Source organism: Nitrincola iocasae (assembly GCF_008727795.1).
Taxonomy (GTDB): domain Bacteria; phylum Pseudomonadota; class Gammaproteobacteria; order Pseudomonadales; family Balneatricaceae; genus Nitrincola; species Nitrincola iocasae.
Map to the genome: position 1 here is coordinate 2,414,906 of NZ_CP044222.1, position 17,662 is coordinate 2,432,567.

The 17,662-nt window shown below is 49.5% G+C and carries 18 protein-coding genes; 11 read left to right on the forward strand and 7 right to left on the reverse strand.

The annotated features are described in order from the left end of the window. Together F5I99_RS11150 and F5I99_RS11155 are read right to left on the reverse strand one after the other, a co-directional pair. A complete protein-coding gene (locus F5I99_RS11150) occupies nt 1–219 on the reverse strand; it encodes a DUF1653 domain-containing protein (protein ID WP_151056025.1) in 219 nt (72 codons plus the stop codon). Nucleotides 220–231: 12 nt separating this feature from the next. Continuing rightward, nucleotides 232–738: a hypothetical protein gene (locus F5I99_RS11155; RefSeq protein WP_151056027.1), complete on the reverse strand. Its 507-nt coding sequence runs from the start codon at nt 736–738 to the stop codon at nt 232–234. Nucleotides 739–786: 48 nt separating this feature from the next. Between F5I99_RS11155 and F5I99_RS11160 the strand changes: the two genes are divergently transcribed. Next, complete coding sequence (locus tag F5I99_RS11160) at nt 787–1,230, forward strand: universal stress protein (RefSeq protein ID WP_151056029.1); 444 nt, start codon at nt 787–789, stop codon at nt 1,228–1,230. Between the two features lie 3 nt (nt 1,231–1,233). Here F5I99_RS11160 and F5I99_RS11165 read toward each other — a convergent pair whose 3' ends face one another. Next, the gene (locus tag F5I99_RS11165; protein ID WP_151056031.1) at nt 1,234–3,138 is read right to left on the reverse strand and encodes an ATP-binding cassette domain-containing protein; all 1,905 of its coding nucleotides are present in this window, start codon (nt 3,136–3,138) and stop codon (nt 1,234–1,236) included. A 202-nt stretch (nt 3,139–3,340) separates the two neighbouring features. Between F5I99_RS11165 and F5I99_RS11170 the strand changes: the two genes are divergently transcribed. After that, nucleotides 3,341–5,284: a transglycosylase SLT domain-containing protein gene (locus tag F5I99_RS11170; protein ID WP_151056033.1), complete on the forward strand. Its 1,944-nt coding sequence runs from the start codon at nt 3,341–3,343 to the stop codon at nt 5,282–5,284. Here F5I99_RS11170 and F5I99_RS11175 read toward each other — a convergent pair. Beyond that, complete coding sequence (locus F5I99_RS11175) at nt 5,255–5,554, reverse strand: glutaredoxin family protein (protein ID WP_225307382.1); 300 nt, start codon at nt 5,552–5,554, stop codon at nt 5,255–5,257. The genes F5I99_RS11170 and F5I99_RS11175 overlap by 30 nt on opposite strands. 123 nt (nt 5,555–5,677) lie before the next feature. Between F5I99_RS11175 and F5I99_RS11180 the strand changes: the two genes are divergently transcribed. From F5I99_RS11180 to F5I99_RS11190, 3 genes are all read left to right on the forward strand, one after another. Then, nucleotides 5,678–7,414, forward strand: a complete 1,737-nt coding sequence (locus F5I99_RS11180) for a PHA/PHB synthase family protein (RefSeq protein ID WP_151056035.1) — start codon at nt 5,678–5,680, stop codon at nt 7,412–7,414. 120 nt (nt 7,415–7,534) lie between these two features. After that, entirely contained in the window at nt 7,535–8,911 is a 1,377-nt protein-coding gene (locus F5I99_RS11185; protein WP_151056037.1) for an MATE family efflux transporter, read from the forward strand. Beyond that, the gene (locus tag F5I99_RS11190) at nt 8,895–9,968 is read left to right on the forward strand and encodes a DUF3080 family protein (protein ID WP_151056039.1); all 1,074 of its coding nucleotides are present in this window, start codon (nt 8,895–8,897) and stop codon (nt 9,966–9,968) included. The genes F5I99_RS11185 and F5I99_RS11190 overlap by 17 nt, the downstream gene beginning before the upstream one ends. Before the next feature lie 12 nt (nt 9,969–9,980). Here the strand turns inward: F5I99_RS11190 and F5I99_RS11195 are convergent, their stop codons facing one another. The 3 genes from F5I99_RS11195 to rlmM all read right to left on the reverse strand — a co-directional run bounded on the left by F5I99_RS11195 (nt 9,981) and on the right by rlmM (nt 11,954). Beyond that, entirely contained in the window at nt 9,981–10,580 is a 600-nt protein-coding gene (locus tag F5I99_RS11195) for a ProQ/FINO family protein (protein WP_151056041.1), read from the reverse strand. Next, complete coding sequence (gene tusA, locus F5I99_RS11200) at nt 10,549–10,791, reverse strand: sulfurtransferase TusA (protein WP_151056043.1); 243 nt, start codon at nt 10,789–10,791, stop codon at nt 10,549–10,551. The genes F5I99_RS11195 and tusA overlap by 32 nt, the downstream gene beginning before the upstream one ends. Nucleotides 10,792–10,889: 98 nt before the next feature. Continuing rightward, nucleotides 10,890–11,954 (reverse strand): 23S rRNA (cytidine(2498)-2'-O)-methyltransferase RlmM, encoded by a 1,065-nt coding sequence (gene rlmM, locus F5I99_RS11205; protein ID WP_151056044.1) that lies wholly within the window; start codon nt 11,952–11,954, stop codon nt 10,890–10,892. A 382-nt stretch (nt 11,955–12,336) separates the two neighbouring features. On the opposite strand from rlmM, the gene ccoN reads away from it, so the two are divergent. The 6 genes from ccoN (at nt 12,337) to F5I99_RS11235 (ending at nt 17,652) form a co-directional block, all read left to right on the forward strand. Then, entirely contained in the window at nt 12,337–13,773 is a 1,437-nt protein-coding gene (gene ccoN / locus F5I99_RS11210; protein WP_151056046.1) for a cytochrome-c oxidase, cbb3-type subunit I, read from the forward strand. Nucleotides 13,774–13,795: 22 nt separating this feature from the next. Continuing rightward, nucleotides 13,796–14,413: a cytochrome-c oxidase, cbb3-type subunit II gene (gene ccoO, locus F5I99_RS11215; protein WP_225307383.1), complete on the forward strand. Its 618-nt coding sequence runs from the start codon at nt 13,796–13,798 to the stop codon at nt 14,411–14,413. A 6-nt stretch (nt 14,414–14,419) separates the two neighbouring features. Then, nucleotides 14,420–14,617, forward strand: coding sequence for a cbb3-type cytochrome oxidase subunit 3 (locus F5I99_RS11220; RefSeq protein WP_191905839.1), 198 nt, complete (start codon nt 14,420–14,422; stop codon nt 14,615–14,617). Continuing rightward, a complete protein-coding gene (gene ccoP / locus F5I99_RS11225; RefSeq protein ID WP_151056049.1) occupies nt 14,614–15,507 on the forward strand; it encodes a cytochrome-c oxidase, cbb3-type subunit III in 894 nt (297 codons plus the stop codon). Before F5I99_RS11220 ends, ccoP begins: the two co-directional genes overlap by 4 nt. Before the next feature lie 136 nt (nt 15,508–15,643). Next, a complete protein-coding gene (ccoG, locus tag F5I99_RS11230) occupies nt 15,644–17,062 on the forward strand; it encodes a cytochrome c oxidase accessory protein CcoG (protein WP_151056050.1) in 1,419 nt (472 codons plus the stop codon). 74 nt (nt 17,063–17,136) lie between these two features. After that, the gene (locus F5I99_RS11235; protein WP_151056052.1) at nt 17,137–17,652 is read left to right on the forward strand and encodes a FixH family protein; all 516 of its coding nucleotides are present in this window, start codon (nt 17,137–17,139) and stop codon (nt 17,650–17,652) included. Nucleotides 17,653–17,662: the final 10 nt, after the last annotated feature.

A 17,662-nucleotide genomic window follows, 5' to 3' on the forward strand; every position in this document is an offset into this window, starting at 1 on the left:
TCAGTCCCCAATGCGCTGAAAGCGTGGCTGAACATCACCGTCAGCCGTCCTGACAGATTCATTGAACATAGCAGTTGGCCGGACCCAAAGTCCGCCCTCGCCATAGCAAGGACGATAAATCACCATCCAGTCTTCAGTTTCGGAATGCTGAGCACAATCCAGCACTTGATATTCATGCCCTTTGTAGTGACGATAGCGTCCGGGAGAAGGTAATAGCATATTTTATCCTGATTAAATTCTGGCTGCTAAAATAGGCTGTAGCGCAGCATGAATGGCATCCAGTTGTTCGGGTCCACCCGCTTCACGCCAATACACACTGAAATGAACCGGTGTGGACTCCAACGCAATGACCTCAACTGGTAAAGACTGAATCAACGTGGCAATCTGCTCGCAGGCAATGTCACTTAGTTGGTATTCGCCTCGTTTCCAGGACCAGCCTGCTGGCAGCCCTTGATTAGATACATTCTCTGTTTTAAAAATCTGCCAGGTTTTCCATTGGTCACGCTCATCACGCGACAGGTCGCTGCGTAGAATTCTATACGCAGGCACGCGGATTTTTTCCGGTTCCATTTGCCCTTTACCGCGTGGTGTTTCCAGATGAGCAATTTGTACAGAAAAGCCCAACTTGCGGGCATGCAAGCGAATTTTTGATAGCATATGTTCACGCGGACTAGGGCGAACCCACATAATCGAGCCAATCAGTGACAATATAACCGCTATAGAGATTACCCATTCCATCCTGTTATCCTATACTTAATGTAAATCAATTTATTAAAGGGCACCGTCATGAGTACCTATTCACACATACTGCTAGCCATTGATCTTTCTGACGAATCTGAACAACTGATCACTAAAGCTGCTGAACTGGCGCGTTTGTATCAGGCTGACCTGGATATTATCCATGTTGTTGAACCACTCACCTTCGCTTATGGTGGTGACGTTCCAATGGATCTTTCCACAATTCAGGAACAGCTCGACGAACATGCTGAGCAGAAACTGAACCATCTCTGTGCCACTATCGACCACCCAGTCAGTCGACGCCACATAGTTACTGGCCACACAGAATCTGAGATACATCGCGTGGCCAGTGAAACCGAAGCTGACTTAATCATTGTCGGCAGTCATGGCCGCCATGGGCTGGCTTTGCTACTCGGCTCCACAGCTAATGGTGTGTTGCATGGCGCACGGTGCGATGTACTGGCCATCCGGGTTCAAAGTAAAGAAAGCTAAGATCTAGCTTTCCTCTTGGAGCGCTTCCAATTCCAGCCAGCGCTCCATTAACACCTCAACGCGGGCTTCCTGCTGCTGCAATGCGCCTAATGTTTCGGTGACTTCGGCATTATCACGGCTGTAAAAATCCGGATCAGCAATAGTCTGTTGAATGGTTTCCAATGCCGCTTCTGCATTCTCTAGTTCAGCTGGCAAGGCATCCAGCTCGCGTTGCAGCTTGTAACTGAGCTTACGAGCCACGGTTTTCTTGACAACACCACCTTGCTTGACTGACGAGGGATTGGTTTCAACTGTTGCTACTTTAGGTGCGACCACGGCTGTCGTTGGCTGACGCTGACGCAACCAATCGTTGTAGCCACCCACATATTCTTTAACCTGGCCCTTGCCCTCAAATACCAAAGAGCTGGTAACCACATTATCCAGAAACGAACGGTCATGGCTGACCAGCAGCACGGTGCCATTGAAGTCCATCAGTATTTCTTCAAGTAACTCCAGAGTTTCAACATCCAGGTCATTAGTGGGCTCATCTAATACCAGCATATTCGCCGGCTTACTGAATAATCGAGCCAGCAATACGCGATTACATTCACCACCAGATAGCGCTTTGATCGGTGTACGGGCTCGTTCAGCACTAAACAGAAAATCGGATAAATAGCTGATTATGTGTCGAGAGCGCCCCTGTACATCGACGCTTTCACGTCCGCCCGACACATTATCAATCACAGTTTTTTCCAGATCCAGCGTATCGCGCATCTGATCAAAGTAGGCCACTTCCATTTTGGTGCCGATACGCACCTGACCGGCATCAGGCTGCAACTGACCCAGCAGGATGCGTAACAGCGTACTTTTACCGGCACCATTCGGGCCGATCAGCCCAATACGGTCACCACGTTGAACTTTCAGGCTTAGATTATTAATTAAGCGCTTATCGCCATAGCCATGCGAAACATTTTCCAGCTCAGCCACCAACTTACCGGATTTTTCGGCATCATCCAGCGAAAAGCTGGCCTTACCTTGACGATCACGACGCTGGGAGCGTTCCCGGCGAAGCTGTTCCAGAGCACGCACGCGCCCTTCATTACGGGTACGACGTGCCTTGATACCCTGGCGAATCCAACGCTCTTCCTGAGCCAGTTTCTTGTCAAACTCCGCCTGATGACGGGCTTCCTCTTCCAGCAATGCCTCTTTCTGCTCCAGAAAACGGCTGTAATTACCCGGAAACTTGGTCAAAATACCGCGATCCAGCTCTACGATTGCTGTGGACAGATGCTCAACCAATGCCCGGTCATGCGAAATAAACAGCAACCCGCCTTTGAAATCCAGCAGCATCTGCTCCATCCATTCAATAGCCTCGATATCCAGATGGTTGGTAGGCTCATCCAGCAACAGCAAATCCGGCTCTTGAACCAGCGCAGCACCTAGCGCCGCACGTCGTCGCCAGCCACCTGAGAGCTCAGCCATGGTTTGATCCGGATTCAAGCCCAAACGCGTCATGACGCGCTCCACCTTGCGTTCCAGGTCCCAGCCATCCACCGCTTCTATCTGCTGCTGTAGCTGTTCCAATTGACGCATAGCCGCATCATCCGGCCGCTGCGCCAGGGTTTCATAGGCCTCTCGCATTGCGACGACATCAGCCAGGCCCGCACTGATCACATCACGAATCAAGCGCTCGTCCGCCGCCGGAAGCGACTGAGGTAATTGCGCGATTCGGGCGCCAGGTGCGCGCCACAGCGTGCCGTTATCCGGGTGTATTTCGCCACTGATCAGTTTCAGCAGGGTTGATTTTCCCGCGCCATTCAAACCCACCAGCGCAATTCGTTCACCGGCTTCAATTTGTAACGCGGCATTATCCAGCAATACGCGGTTACCGAACGCCAGGGATAATGCATCTATTCTGATCAGTGCCATAATTCTTCCGTTTAATCCTCTTTTCAACAGGGCGGCATTCTATCAGAAAAGCCGCTTGTACAACTTATTGATGGATAATTTAATCCCTAGTGTCTATTTATAAACAATCCTTCCCTGAGGCCTTCTCAAGGCAACCCGTCAGACGCTACACTGTCCGTTACTGGAGACCACAAACGGCTTATCCAGGTGTGGAGGTATCACTGTGAATCTGCTTAAACCGTTAACTCTTTTTGCCTCATGCATGCTGTTCTCAGCCTCGCTACTGGCAAGTAATCATCCGGAGTCCCAGCGTGAGCTGTATCTGGACACATTGGAGGCGGCGCGATCAGGTCAGGCATCACAGGTCAACCAGGCATTATCCGCACTGCATGACTATCCGTTAGTGCCCTATATTCATTACGAACAAGCTATACAGCAACTCAAGATACTGACGCCAGACGATGCAGAAGCACTGCTGTTAAAACTTGACGGCACCCCACTTTACCAACGTTTTTTAAAAACCTGGTCAGTACATCTGGGTGAACAGGCACAATGGCCGGATTTTTTCCATTATTATGCCCGTATCCGCTCCCCAGGTGCGCAGTTACAATGCCTGGCCACTCGCGGTGAATTGGCACTACAAAATACCGAGCAAGCCTATACAGATGGACGTCGCCTGTGGCTAACCGGCAACTCTCAACACAATGCCTGTGATCCCTTGTTTGATCAGCTAATTCAAGCTGGATCAATTGATTCTGACGCGGGACTGGAACGGGTATTGTTGGCACTGGAAGCGGGTAACACCAGCATTGCACACTATGCTGAACGCTTCATTACTACACCGGCAGCACAACAACATTTGGCTTTAATCTGGCAGATTTTTAACCAACCGGAAGCCCTCGCCGCTGACCCAGCCTTACTGAATGGCAGCACCCCGGATGCCATACGCCTGGCACTGCTTGCCACCAACCGCTTAGCCAGCAATGATCTGCGACTTGCCTTGCTGACGTTCAGTGAGCAAGCGCAGCGTCTGCAAATACCCATTGACGATCAGGCCAAATTAATCAACCGCCTGGGTGTACTTTACGCCAAACGCTTTCACCCAGATGCAGCAAGCCTGCTGGCCAGGATCGACCCCGACTACTCTTTTCCTGAACTCACTGAATGGCGTATCCGGCTTGCCCTCACTGAACAGGACTGGCCAGCTACCCGGCAACTAATTACACGCCTGCCTGATGAAATTCGTCAGCAGGGACGCTGGCTGTACTGGAGACTTGTTGCCGATCTGCAACAAGGCCAGTCACCTGACCCACTGTTATTGGAGCAACTCACCGCAGAGCGAAGCTATTACGGATTCAAAGCCGCCGAACTGACTCGGCGCCCTTTTGCTCTGAATGACAAGCCAGCCAAATTCAACCAGGAACAATTGCTTCAGATCACTGAACTTGCACCCATGCAGCGTATTCACGAGCTTTATCGCCTGGAGCAAATACGCGAAGCTACCCAGGAATGGAACCTGATGCTAGCCACCTTATCACCCGAACAAATCCATGCGGCCTCCCATGTAATCCAGAACTGGGGCTGGTATTTCCAAGGCATTCGCGGTGCGATTATCAGCGATAATTGGGATGATCTGGCATTGCGTTTCCCCGCCCCTTATCGGGATTTGTTTGACAAAGCCTCACAAGAGTTCGCTATTGAGCCTTCCTGGGCTTTGTCGGTTACCCGTCAGGAAAGCGCCTTTCTGGAAGTGGCCCGATCAGGTGCAGGTGCCCGGGGACTGATGCAACTCATGCCAGCCACTGCCAGAGAAACGGCTCGACGAGCCGAGATTCCGTTAATAGACCTGGGTCGACTTAACGATGCGGATGTCAATGTGCGCCTGGGCTCAGCCTACCTAGCGCAAATGCAATCGCAATTCGAAGGTAATCGGGTTCATGCAACAGCGGCTTACAACGCTGGCCCCGGACGCGTCAGACAATGGCTGTCTGCCCGCGGCCACCTGCCGCTGGATATCTGGATAGAGACCATTCCTTTTGATGAAACCCGTAGCTATGTGCTGAACGTCCTCGCTTTTGGTGTCATCTATAATACTATGGCGGGGAAACCAGCACGCGTTTTCAGTGAGCAAGAACGCTCAATGCTCGCCTGGAGCACATCGCGCTGATAATGCCTGATCGCTAAAGCTACGCAGCTGTTCTGCGCCAAACGGCCAGTTCAGCTCAGCACCTGAAGCCGGAACGACCAACACCGGAATGCGGGTTGCGTAGCGGCCCATTAACCGATCATCAAATGCGATATCCACCAAATCCACGCAAAACCTATCCGCATCCAATACCTGCAGCATGACCTCGATAGCCTGGTCACAGAGATGACAACCCTGGGTTGTCATCAATTCCAACTTACAAACCGCCAGCGGTTCTTCCGCAGTGCACATAATCCTCTCCTAAGTATTCGACTCAAACCCACCTAAGTGCTAATGTGATAGACAACTCAGATACTATACAGTTTACTGATGGATATCCTGATCAGCTAACCGGACGCATAACAGGCAGCACCTATGGATAAAAAAGACAGCTTTACCAACGACCCGCAAGAGTTTATCAACCACGTCAGTGAAGAAACCTCCAAGCTTCTGGAGATGTATTCAGCTACTGGGGGAGATGACATCTTTCGTCAGTTCACCACGTCCTGGACGGAACTGGCTACCCGTTCGCTGGAAGACCCTACTGTCTGGATCAAAGCGATTGCAGATTACCAGCAAGCGCAACTCAATTTGTGGCAAAACATCTGGAGCGGCAGTAGCGAACAAGTCGCTAAACCTTCAGCTGGTGATCGCCGCTTCCAAAACGAAGAATGGTCGAAAAATCCGATTTTCGACTACATCAAACAATCTTACCTGTTGTCGTCAAAAATGCTGACAGAAATGGCAGCCAATGCCAACCTGTCTGAGAAAGAGCAGAAAAAGCTGGAATTTTATACGCAACAATATGTTGATGCGCTATCACCCACCAACTTTGCTATGACCAATCCGGAAGTCCTGAATCAGGCTCTGGAAACAAACGGCCAAAGCCTGATCGAAGGTTTAAAAAACCTGCTGTCCGATATTGATAAAGGTCATATCACCATGACCGATGAAAATGCCTTCGTGCTGGGCGAGAATCTGGCTACCACTGAAGGTGCTGTGGTATTTCAGAACGATCTTTTCCAGTTACTGCATTACAAACCTGAAGTCGAACAGGTTTTTGAGAAACCGTTATTGATAGTACCACCCAGTATCAATAAGTTTTATATCCTGGATCTGCAACCACACAACTCTTACGTCAAATATTGTGTTGAGCAGGGCTACAATGTCTTTCTGGTTGCCTGGGTCAATCCGACTAAAGAGATGAGCACTCTCAGTTGGGATGACTATGTAGAACGCGGTGTATTAAAAGCTATTGAGGTTACCAAAGACATTGCAGAGTCCGATAAGGTCAATGCCGTTGCCTGGTGTGTTGGCGGTACACTGATGGCCACCGCTCTAGCAGTGATGGCAAATCGCAAGGACACCAGCGTGACCTCGGCGACTTTCCTGACGACGCTGACCGACTTCCGCGATCCCGGTGATATGAAAGTCTTTATTGACGAATACCAGGTCAAGACACTGGAAGAGAAGGTCAACAAAGAAGGCATACTGCATGGACGTGAACTGTCCACATCGTTCAACATGCTGCGCTCAAATGACCTGATCTGGTCCTATGTGGTGAACAACTACCTGAAGGGACAGACCCCCCCACCCTTCGATATTTTGTTCTGGAACAGCGATCCAACTAACCTGCCAGCCAGAATGTACACTTTCTACCTAAATAAAATGTATCTGGAAAATAAACTGGTTGAACCTAATGGCTTAACCATTTGTGGTGAAGCTATAGATCTGGGCAAGATAAAAACACCCTGCTATTTCTTCTCTGCCATTGAAGATCATATCGCGCCCTGGAAAAGCACTTTTTCAGCTACGGAAACCTTCAAAGGACCGCTGGAATTTGTACTGGGTGCCAGCGGACATGTTGCCGGTGTTATCAACCCGGCATCAAAAAACCGTCGCCACTACTGGATTAAGGGTGAAACTGGCAAAGGACCTGATCACTGGTTGGAAACAGCTGAGAAGCAGGAAGGGTCCTGGTGGCCACATTGGTCTGAATGGTTGAAACGACGTGCTGGTAAAAAAGTTGATGCACCCAAGGATTACGGCAACGCTACACACAAACCGATTGAAGCTGCCCCGGGTAGTTATGTTAAAGTTCGTCTGGACTGATAACATCGCAATCCACGGATAACACCAGAGGGCGCTGATCAGCGCCCTTTGTTTTTTTCAATTAACTGTCAGTAACTAACGGCATCGGAAGCCTGGCTCTGATGGCATAATATATAATTAATGAACACATCTCTTAGCCCCTCTTATTTCGCCATCAAAAAAGCCGAAATAAAAACCCTGATATTGCTGGCCTGGCCAATTATGATTGCGCAACTGGCTCAAAATACCATGGGTTTTGTTGATACTCTCATGTCCGCCCGTGCTGGCAGTGAAGACCTGGCCGCCATCGCACTGGGTACCAGCCTATGGATACCTATTTACCTGGCATTTTCTGGTATTTTAATGGCGATTACACCTTTGGTTGCCCATTTAGTTGGTGGCAGAAAGGATAACGAAACACCGCAAATATTTCATCAAGGTGTCTGGGTAGCCCTGTTACTCGGCCTAATGTCCCTCTGGCTGTTGCAGAGTACGCAACCCCTGTTGTCGCTACTGTCATTAGAACCATCACTGGAAGATAAAACCCGGGGATATCTTGAAGCAATATCCTGGGGCTTTCCAGCCTTGATGGTTTATCAGAACATTCGTGGTTTTAGTGAGGGCTATGGCAAAACCAGCGCTATTATGAAAATTGCTTTACTGGCATTGCTCTGTAACATTCCCCTGAACTATATATTGATTTTTGGTAAGTTCGGGTTACCTGAACTCGGGGGTGTGGGTTGCGGCTGGGCCAGCGCCATTGTAATGTGGGTCATGTTGAGTGCCGGGGTTATTTATACCCGACGTAGCCAGCAATTCAGCCAACTGCCCTTGTGGCATCCATGGCACAGACCTCACCTGAAAACCATAGCGCAATTTTTGCGTCTGGGTATGCCTATCGGCATTGCTCTGCTTATCGAAGCCAGTATGTTCAGTGTGATTGCGCTGCTACTGGCCCCTTATGGTGAAGTGGTATTAGCCGCACATCAGATTACCCTTAGCTATACCGGCATGATCTTCATGGTTCCATTAAGTATCGCCATGGCTCTGACAATTCGTGTAGGTCAACTTAAAGGAGCCGGAAATCAGGCCCAGGCACGCCTGGCTGCTTTTACCGGCATTCAATTCACCTTGGTCGTTGCGCTTGTTACCACCCTGCTGACGATGCTGCTAGCCTCACAGATCGCAAGGCTCTATACACCTGACACAGAGATTGCGACACTGGCTATCCTATTGTTAACCATCGCGGCGCTGTTCCAGTTTTCCGATGCACTTCAGGTCAGTGCTGCAGGCGCGCTAAGGGGCTATAAAGATACGTTCATTCCTTTATTACTGGTATTTGTATCCTTCTGGCTGATCGGCCTGCCTGCTGGCTACCTTTTAGGGCTGACTGACTGGCTGGTTCCGGCGATGGGAGCTGCAGGCTTCTGGTATGGACTACTGATCGGACTGAGCGCAGGGGCCGTAATGCTGATGACACGCCTGAATAGAGTATCACGACATGTGGAGACCACTTAGCCTGCTACTGCTACTCAGCCTGCTTTATGGTTGCAGCCAAACTGATGCGGAAACAATGCTGCAGGATTATACCCGCCGGGTTAGCAATGCACTGGATGAACCGATTGAGTTTGCACCCGGCAACTCACCTTTTCCAGTACTGCCACCACGCAGAGAACGTCTACTACCTGTTGAAGACCTGCGCGAAGGCCTGATTGAAGTTTTGCAGCTGCGTCACTGCGACCTGCTGCCCTTGATTGCTGAGCGCAATAGCAATCTTGGCCGCGTTATGCCACCCTCCCAGAAACTGAAGTATGAGCTACGCTTTTTACCTGCGGTGAAGGCCTGCGAGCAAGACTTGACCCGCCGCGTTACAACAGAGGCGTCTCTGCTACCCTTGCTACACAAAGTACGACAAATTCTGTCACATAAACAGCAAATGCTTCCTCGGACAATCTGGAACAGCATTTATACCAGCGAAGAGATGGAACAGCAGTTTTCTCGTTCAGTTGAGCCTTTACCTTTAGAGGCTCGAGGCCTGATCAATCAGGCCAGAAATACATTGGATGCCTTTGTTCTGATCAGCCATCTGGCCACAACGGACGCCACCTGGCCTGACATGCATTTTATCGACGAGATGGAAACTCATTACGAGCAACTCTACCGCCTGCAGTCAGGTCAGCAGTGGCTGCGCAGTGTATTTCTACTCAGTTACACGATGGAACAGGTCGCTCAAGGCATAGAAGCACGTCTGGAAAGACGTCCGATCTGCTTCAATCAGCAGCCCAACAACCGCTCGGTCATTATTCAAAATGTATTCAGAAATTATTATGCGGGAGAGTTTCAGCCTTATCTGGCACTGACAGATCAGTATGGCCAGTACTGGCAAGCCAGTCATCAGTCCATTCTGCAACACTTACCCTTGCCAGCCAGTTCTGAGGCTTATTTTTCGCAACTGTTTGATAGTGAGATGGCAGGCAGCGTTCTACACAGATTTGATCAGGCAAGGAAAAAGCATACTGAAGCCTGGCAGACACTGCTCACACATTGCGGGCTCAGTGTCGGCCAGACCTTATGACACTCACAGGGGTTAATTGCGATTATTCAATGTCAGCAACTGATCCAGCTTACTGCTCAAGCGTTCTTCTTTCTCTTTTTGTTTAGCTTCACGGGCTTGCTCTTTAATACGTTCACGACGCGCATCCTGCATGGCCTGAAGCTTACCCTTGGCATGCCCGGCCTCTTCAGCCGTGACCGTGCCGGCAGGCTGGCCATCCAGGCCAATACGTTCAGCACCTTCCTGAAAGCTGCGCAGATATTGAGGAGAGCGCACATAAGAAGCAAGCGCGCGCTTGATTTTCGTACGCGACACCTTGTCATCAGCAACCAGATCTTCCTGAATACCAATTTTTAAAGGCCGTACCTTGTCGCGTGAAAAAACCTCAGGATAAGCATCCATCAGCAATTGTACGGCAGCCATATTCGCAGCACGATTTTTGTTGCGTTTGCCGCCTGCCACTGCAGACCCTGAGTTTTCACTGTTTACTGAATCGCTCACTTTTTTGCTCTCAACTCGCTGTCGTTTGTATTCGGCCTGCTCAAGAATCTGTTCACATTCACGCAGTAACTTCTCCGTGCGGAGGGCGGCCTGCTCTGCCTCACTCAGCACCTTTTCGAATATAGTACTCATAACCATCTTCCTGCTGAAGCTGCTCAATCAACTCATACCCCAGAAAGGCACAGAACCGGGGAATATCACGCTGAGTAGACGGGTCAGTTGCTTTAACAAACAACACCTGCCCGGGCGTCAGCTCTCGAACTTTTTTGTGCAGCAACATCACAGGTTCCGGACATAGTAACCCAGAAGTATCCAGTGTCATGTCTGATACAGGTTGGTTCATCCGCTACTGCCAGCTTCTAGAAAAAGAGATACATTGTCTCAGAATTTTTGTGCCTTAGAAACCAGCTAAACGCATTCATAACAGGTTTACAGGCATTATTACCGCCGTAAATCCAGATAACAGGTCACCTCTTCCCGATCATGATACAGATGTCGCGCCGAGAGACTATAGGAAATATCAGCCTGTTCCAGACCCGTACGGATCATATCCAGACATTGCTGCACCTCCAGGTGACGCTTTTTCATCGGCAATTTCAGATTAAAAATCATCTCACGACACCAGCCTCGCAGTGCCCACTCCAGCATTCTGGCCGTAACACGTGCCGGTTTATCCGCGACATCACACACCATCCAGTCAACCGGTTTTGGCGGCTGATAATAAAATGCATCTTCCCGGCTATGGACAACCTGGCCTGAATCCATCAAATCTTCAGACATAGGACCGTTATCTACCGCTGTCACGAACATGCCTTGCTGCACCAGTTGCCAGGTCCAGCCACCAGGTGCGGCACCCAGATCCACGGCAGTTTTACCGCCACCCAGGCGTTCGCCCCACTGGTGACGAGGAACAAACCAGTGCCAGGCTTCTTCAAGCTTCAGGGTTGAGCGGCTCGGTGCTTGTGCCGGAAATTTCAGCCGTCGTATACCCATAGCCAATTTAGTTCCATTGTTCACCGGACTGACACCCATCAGCAGATGACGGCCAGATAACGCAAACAGATGCATCCGCCAATCGGTGCGCGCTTTACGCGGCAACATAATAGCCTGTTGACGCAGCGTCTGCGCCATCGCTGAGCTGAGTTTTCCGGCAAAGGGAAGTAACTCCCGACCTTCAGTAGTATCCGGCACTTCGGCCAGTAACTCCGCACAGGCAGGCAGGGTTGCCACCGGTCCAAGCAACACACTCAGTCTGTCGGTTGCTGGCAACTGATCAAAGGGCTCCAGACAAGCACACCATTGACGCGTAAACACCAAAGACCGAAACGATACTTGTTGCAACAGTGCAAGCGCGTCAGTTTGCAACATAAAGCGTACATATCCTGCATTCCGTTCAAAGCGAACATAACCCGTATGCCCTGCCCCAAGAGCTTGTTCAGAGAATTCAGCCGCGCATTCTGATTCAAATCCGGCTCGACACTGCAATAAAATGGATGTAAATGACATATCAACTCGACCTTTAACCTGGGGAAGACAGCATAACCTGAATAATTACTGCAAAATACTTTTGATCCATATCAAGTAAACATAAAAAAACAGCCGCTCCCAACCCGTCTAAAGTAGCATCCACAAGCGTAATTCAAACAAAAAAACATATAAGAAAAGTCTAAAATACATGAATTTTTATCTGATTAATTCATAAATTTCAATATATTACACAAATCAAAAAACAAAACAAAACCGAACATAACTTACAAAAAAATCATTCATGACCCGCGACAAGCTGTCGCAGATAAACCCTGGATCACATTGAAATGAAGGGGTAATTCACTGATAATCGCCAGTGGAACTCTTCTTACTATTAACAGCTTGTTGATGAGAGCCTGATATGAGCATTGCAACTGATCATTCAACCTACAACTACAAGGTGGTGCGTCAATTCACCATCATGACCGTAGTCTGGGGTATTGTCGGTATGACCGTAGGTGTACTGATAGCATCCCAGCTGGTCTGGCCAGCACTGAACTTTGACACAGCCTGGTTATCCTACGGACGTTTACGTCCGTTACACACCAATGCGGTAATTTTCGCATTTGGTGGCTCCGCCCTGTTTGCTACCTCTTACTACGTGGTGCAGCGTACCTGTCAGACTCGCTTGATCTCTGACGGACTGGCTGCATTTACCTTCTGGGGATGGCAACTGGTTATTCTTTCAGCCGCCATTACGCTGCCACTGGGGTTAACCTCAGCTAAAGAGTACGCGGAACTGGAATGGCCAATCGATCTCCTGATCACTGTGGTCTGGGTAGCTTATGCGATCGTGTTTATGGGTACTGTCTTCAAGCGCAAGACAGCTCATATCTACGTAGCTAACTGGTTCTACATGGCATTTATCCTGGTTATTGCTGTGCTGCACGTAGTAAACAGTGCGGCTATGCCAGTTACCATGATCAAATCCTACTCGGCTTACCCTGGCACTATCGATGCCATGGTTCAGTGGTGGTATGGTCATAACGCTGTAGGCTTCTTCCTGACAGCGGGCTTCCTCGGCATGATGTACTACTTCGTACCGAAGCAAGCTAACCGTCCGGTATATTCTTACCGCCTGTCAATTGTGCACTTTTGGGCACTGATTGCCACATACATGTGGGCCGGTGGCCACCACCTTCACTATTCAGCTCTGCCAGACTGGACCCAGTCTGTAAGCATGGTCATGTCTCTGATTCTACTGGCTCCATCCTGGGGTGGTATGATCAACGGTATGATGACGCTGTCTGGTGCCTGGCATAAACTGCGTACTGACCCTATCCTGCGCTTCCTGGTGGTTTCTCTGTCATTCTATGGCATGTCTACCTTCGAAGGTCCGATGATGTCGATCAAGACAGTCAACGCGCTATCCCACAATACTGACTGGACAGTCGGTCACGTTCACTCCGGTGCACTGGGTTGGGTAGCAATGATCTCCATCGGTGCGGTATACCATATGGTTCCGAAATTGTTCGGCAAGCTTAAAATGCATAGCGTTGGCTTGATCAACGTACATTTCTGGCTCGCTACAATAGGCACCGTGCTCTATATCGTGTCTATGTGGGTTAACGGTATTCTGCAGGGCCTGATGTGGCGCGCAGTCAACCAGGACGGCACACTGACTTACAGCTTTGTTGAAGCGCTGGAAGCCAGCCATCCAGGTTACCTTGTACGCATGATCGGTGGCGCTATCTTCCTGCTGGGTATGTTAATCATGGCTTACAACGTCTGGCAGACAGTCCGTGGCGGCAGCTCCGTAGAAGCAGCCGACGCTGAAACATCTGCGCAGACTGCATGATTCGGGCGAGGAGCATATAGCAATGATTAAACATGAAACTATTGAAAAGAATGCCGGTTTAATGGCAATGCTGATCATCATCGTGATCAGTGCCGGCGGCTTGGCTGAGATTGTGCCTTTGTTCTTCAAAGACTCTACGACTCAGCCTATTCAGGATATGCGCACCTATACAGCTGCTGAGCTGGAAGGCCGTGACATCTATATTCGTGAAGGCTGTCATGTCTGCCACACGCAGATGATCCGTCCATTCCGTGCCGAAACTGAGCGCTATGGTCACTTCTCTACTGCCAATGAGCACGTATGGGAGCATCCGTTCCTGTGGGGCTCTAAGCGTACCGGTCCTGATCTGGCCCGCGTAGGTGAGCGTTACTCTGATGACTGGCAACGTGCGCACCTTTATAACCCGCGTGACGTTGTACCGACATCAAAAATGCCATCTTATCCATGGTTGTTTGAACGTCAGGTCAGCGGTGACAATACTGCCAGCAAAATGGAAGTCCTGAGAACTCTGGGCGTTCCCTTTACTGATGAGCAGATTGCCAACGCCAAAACAGACGTAGAGGGTATTCTCGAGATTGATGCACTGGTAGCTTACCTGCAGGCACTCGGTAAAACCCACTCAAACTATGATGTGCGGTAATCCATTGTGAGTTATGAAGTCTATGGCCCGTTCATTCCATTGATCATGCTGATCACGTTCATCGGTTTGTTTATCTGGGTGCTATTGCCCCAGAACAAAAAGCCTTTCGATGATGCTGCCAACCTTCCCTTCGCTGATGAAGACGAGGATGAGGTGCAGAAAAATGACAATGAACGCGCCCATAACGGGAGAGATGAGAAATGAGTGCTTTCTGGAGCGCATGGATTTCGGTAATCACTTTAGTGGTTATCTTGGGTTGTACTTGGTTGTTACTTTCAACCAGAAGAAGTCAGCCACATCAGGAACAAACTGAAGAAACGGTTGGCCACTCTTTCGATGGTATCGAAGAGCTGGACAACCCGCTGCCAAAATGGTGGTTTCAGATGTTTGTCGCCACCGTGGTTTTCGGTCTGGTTTACCTGTTACTTTACCCAGGTCTGGGTAATTTCAAAGGTCTGCTTGGCTGGACCTCAACAGGTCAGTGGGAAGAAGAAATGGCATATGCTGAAGAGCATTACGCCCCAATCTTCGAACGCTTCGCTACTCTGTCTGTTGAAGAGCTTCAGCAGCCAGAAAACGCCGAAGGATTACGTATTGGTCAGCGCCTGTTCGCCAACAACTGCTCAGTCTGCCACGGTGTCGGGGGTGTCGGTTTTTACGGCTTCCCTAACCTGACTGACGGTGACTGGTTATGGGGCGGGTCTGCAGAAACCATCAAAACCACCCTGCATCAGGGTCGAAACGGCGCCATGCCTGCATGGGGTGCGGTTCTGGGTGAAGATGGTGTGCGCGACATGGCTCATTACGTTCTAAGTCTCAGCGATCGTGAGCACGATGCTGAATCTGCAGCACGTGCTGAACCTCAGTTCGCCTCCCTTTGTGCAGCCTGCCATACCGCAGAAGGTACTGGTATGCAAGCTCTGGGTGCGCCGAATCTGACCGATGATACCTGGCTGTATGGCGGTAGCTTCGAGCAGATCGCACAAACTCTGCGTCAGGGCCGCTTTGGTGTAATGCCTTCATTCAGCGCTCTTCTGACTGATGACCAGAGACATCTGGTTACAGCGTATGTCATGAGTCTTAGTAACGACTGATTGCATGTAATCTAAATAAAGGTGATATGATATAGGTCATATCACCTTTTTTTTTGGCATAATATCATTACTTAAGCGTTTACTTATTCAATCAATCGAATAACAACCACACTTGTTAAACGATGGCAGGCAGACCATGAACCAGATACCCGTCAAAGATGTAACCCCAGGAAAAGACAACAACAGTCAATCCTACGACTTATATGCCAAACGAGAGCATATTTACGTCAAATACTACAAAGGCTTTTTCAAAAATTTGCGCACTGCCGCTGGCTTTTTTATGCTGGTGATGTTTTTTACTTTTTCATGGTTGCAGTACGATGGCCGCCAAGCCGTTCTTTTTGACTTGCCTAACCGCCAGTTTCATATATTTGGTATGACCTTCTGGCCTCAGGATTTCATGCTGCTCTCCTGGTTACTGATCATCCTGGCCTTCATCCTGTTTTTTGTTACTGTATTTGCAGGACGTCTATGGTGTGGCTATGCCTGCCCTCAGTTTGTCTGGACCTGGTTTTTCATCTGGGCTGAGCGTATCACCGAAGGTGACCGAAACAAACGCATGCGCCTGGACAAAGAGTCCATGAACCGCGAAAAATTTCTGCGAAAGACAGCCAAGCACATCTTATGGCTGATCATTGCAGCGGCTACCGCAACAGCTTTTGTTGGTTACTTCAGTCCGATTCGTGAGCTGATACCCAGTATTCTCAGTGCCGATTTAGGGCCCTGGGAACTCTGGTGGCTGGGCTTCCTGACTGTTGCCACCTACGGTAATGCTGGCTGGTTACGCGAACAGGTGTGCATTTACATGTGCCCTTATGCCCGCTTCCAGAGTGTTATGTTTGATCAGGACACCCTGATCATTTCTTATGATGAGGCACGCGGTGAAAAGCGTGGCAAGCGCAGAAAAGGTACTGATTACAAAGCCGAGGGCCTGGGTGACTGTATCGACTGCTACGCTTGCGTTAACGTCTGTCCTGTTGGCATCGATATTCGTGATGGTTTGCAGTATGAATGTGTAGCTTGCGGTGCATGTATTGACGCATGCAACGAGATTATGGACAAAATGGGCTATGAGCCCGGCCTGGTTCGCTATACCACTGAGCACTCCCTTAATGGAAAACCTACCAAGCTTTTACGTCCACGCCTGATGGGCTACCTGACAGCGGTTGTGATTATGTGCTCTGCATTTGTCTATGTGCTGTCAAACCGCGTCCCAATTGAGTTTGAAGCCATACGTGATCGCGGTGCACTGTTTAATGAAGTCAGAGGTACTCTGATTCAGAACGTCTACACTCTGAAAGTCGCCAACAAAGAGCAGGTCGACAGGCGTTACCAGATCACGGTAGAAGGCATTGAGGGACTTAATTTAGTCAATGATCCTGTGTTTAATGTCAGTGCCGGTGAACTACTGGATTACCCGATCCGGGTTCAGATAGAAAAAAATAAACTCAGTACAGCGAACTCACCGATTGTTTTCACTGTCGAAACAGTCGATGAACCTAAAGTCAGCGCAACGGTTGAGAGTCGCTTCATGGGACCTGCACCAATTCGCTAAAGGTAAAACTACTAACTGTTTTTCAGTATAATAGGCGGCAATTTATTTGCCGCCTATTCTCTTGAGGTCTCTAGATGAGTCGAAACACTGTTCACATAATACCCTGGTACAAACAGCCTTGGCTGTGGTTTATTTTAACGCCCATACTGGCCGCCATGACTGTAGGCTTTATTATGCTGTCGGTTTCCATTTCTCAACAGCGCATAGATCCACCACTGAATAAAGAATTTGTCCGGGATGGCCGCGGTTATTCTATAGATGAGTCGATGATTGAAAACGCCAGAGCGCTGGGATTAAGTGCCGACCTGAGGCTGGATACCCAAACCGGCGAAGCCGTGTTAACCATGAAGGGTGATCTGCCTGCTGAGCTTGCCACACTGGAATTACTTGTTAAAGTGGGCGCCAACCAGGAACGCGATCATGTCATAATACTCCATCGTCTGGGTGATCTACACCAGTTCAATGGCCGTCTGACGCACCCCATTACAGCGCGTTCGACCTTTATTCTGATGTCACCAGAAAATGAATGGAAAATCATGCAGGTTGCCCGCCCCCCCTTTGAAGATAAGGTTCTGGCATTTATACCCTAGCAGGACCGAT

Coding starts and splice junctions, on each gene's coding strand:
- F5I99_RS11150 (WP_151056025.1), bottom strand. CDS start 219: ATGCTATTACCTTCTCCCGGACGCTATCGTCACTACAAAGGGCATGAA.
- F5I99_RS11155 (WP_151056027.1), bottom strand. CDS start 738: ATGGAATGGGTAATCTCTATAGCGGTTATATTGTCACTGATTGGCTCG.
- F5I99_RS11160 (WP_151056029.1), top strand. CDS start 787: ATGAGTACCTATTCACACATACTGCTAGCCATTGATCTTTCTGACGAA.
- F5I99_RS11165 (WP_151056031.1), bottom strand. CDS start 3,138: ATGGCACTGATCAGAATAGATGCATTATCCCTGGCGTTCGGTAACCGC.
- F5I99_RS11175 (WP_225307382.1), bottom strand. CDS start 5,554: ATGTGCACTGCGGAAGAACCGCTGGCGGTTTGTAAGTTGGAATTGATG.
- F5I99_RS11180 (WP_151056035.1), top strand. CDS start 5,678: ATGGATAAAAAAGACAGCTTTACCAACGACCCGCAAGAGTTTATCAAC.
- F5I99_RS11185 (WP_151056037.1), top strand. CDS start 7,535: ATGAACACATCTCTTAGCCCCTCTTATTTCGCCATCAAAAAAGCCGAA.
- F5I99_RS11190 (WP_151056039.1), top strand. CDS start 8,895: ATGTGGAGACCACTTAGCCTGCTACTGCTACTCAGCCTGCTTTATGGT.
- F5I99_RS11195 (WP_151056041.1), bottom strand. CDS start 10,580: ATGAGTACTATATTCGAAAAGGTGCTGAGTGAGGCAGAGCAGGCCGCC.
- tusA (WP_151056043.1), bottom strand. CDS start 10,791: ATGAACCAACCTGTATCAGACATGACACTGGATACTTCTGGGTTACTA.
- rlmM (WP_151056044.1), bottom strand. CDS start 11,954: ATGTCATTTACATCCATTTTATTGCAGTGTCGAGCCGGATTTGAATCA.
- ccoN (WP_151056046.1), top strand. CDS start 12,337: ATGAGCATTGCAACTGATCATTCAACCTACAACTACAAGGTGGTGCGT.
- ccoO (WP_225307383.1), top strand. CDS start 13,796: ATGATTAAACATGAAACTATTGAAAAGAATGCCGGTTTAATGGCAATG.
- ccoP (WP_151056049.1), top strand. CDS start 14,614: ATGAGTGCTTTCTGGAGCGCATGGATTTCGGTAATCACTTTAGTGGTT.
- ccoG (WP_151056050.1), top strand. CDS start 15,644: ATGAACCAGATACCCGTCAAAGATGTAACCCCAGGAAAAGACAACAAC.
- F5I99_RS11235 (WP_151056052.1), top strand. CDS start 17,137: ATGAGTCGAAACACTGTTCACATAATACCCTGGTACAAACAGCCTTGG.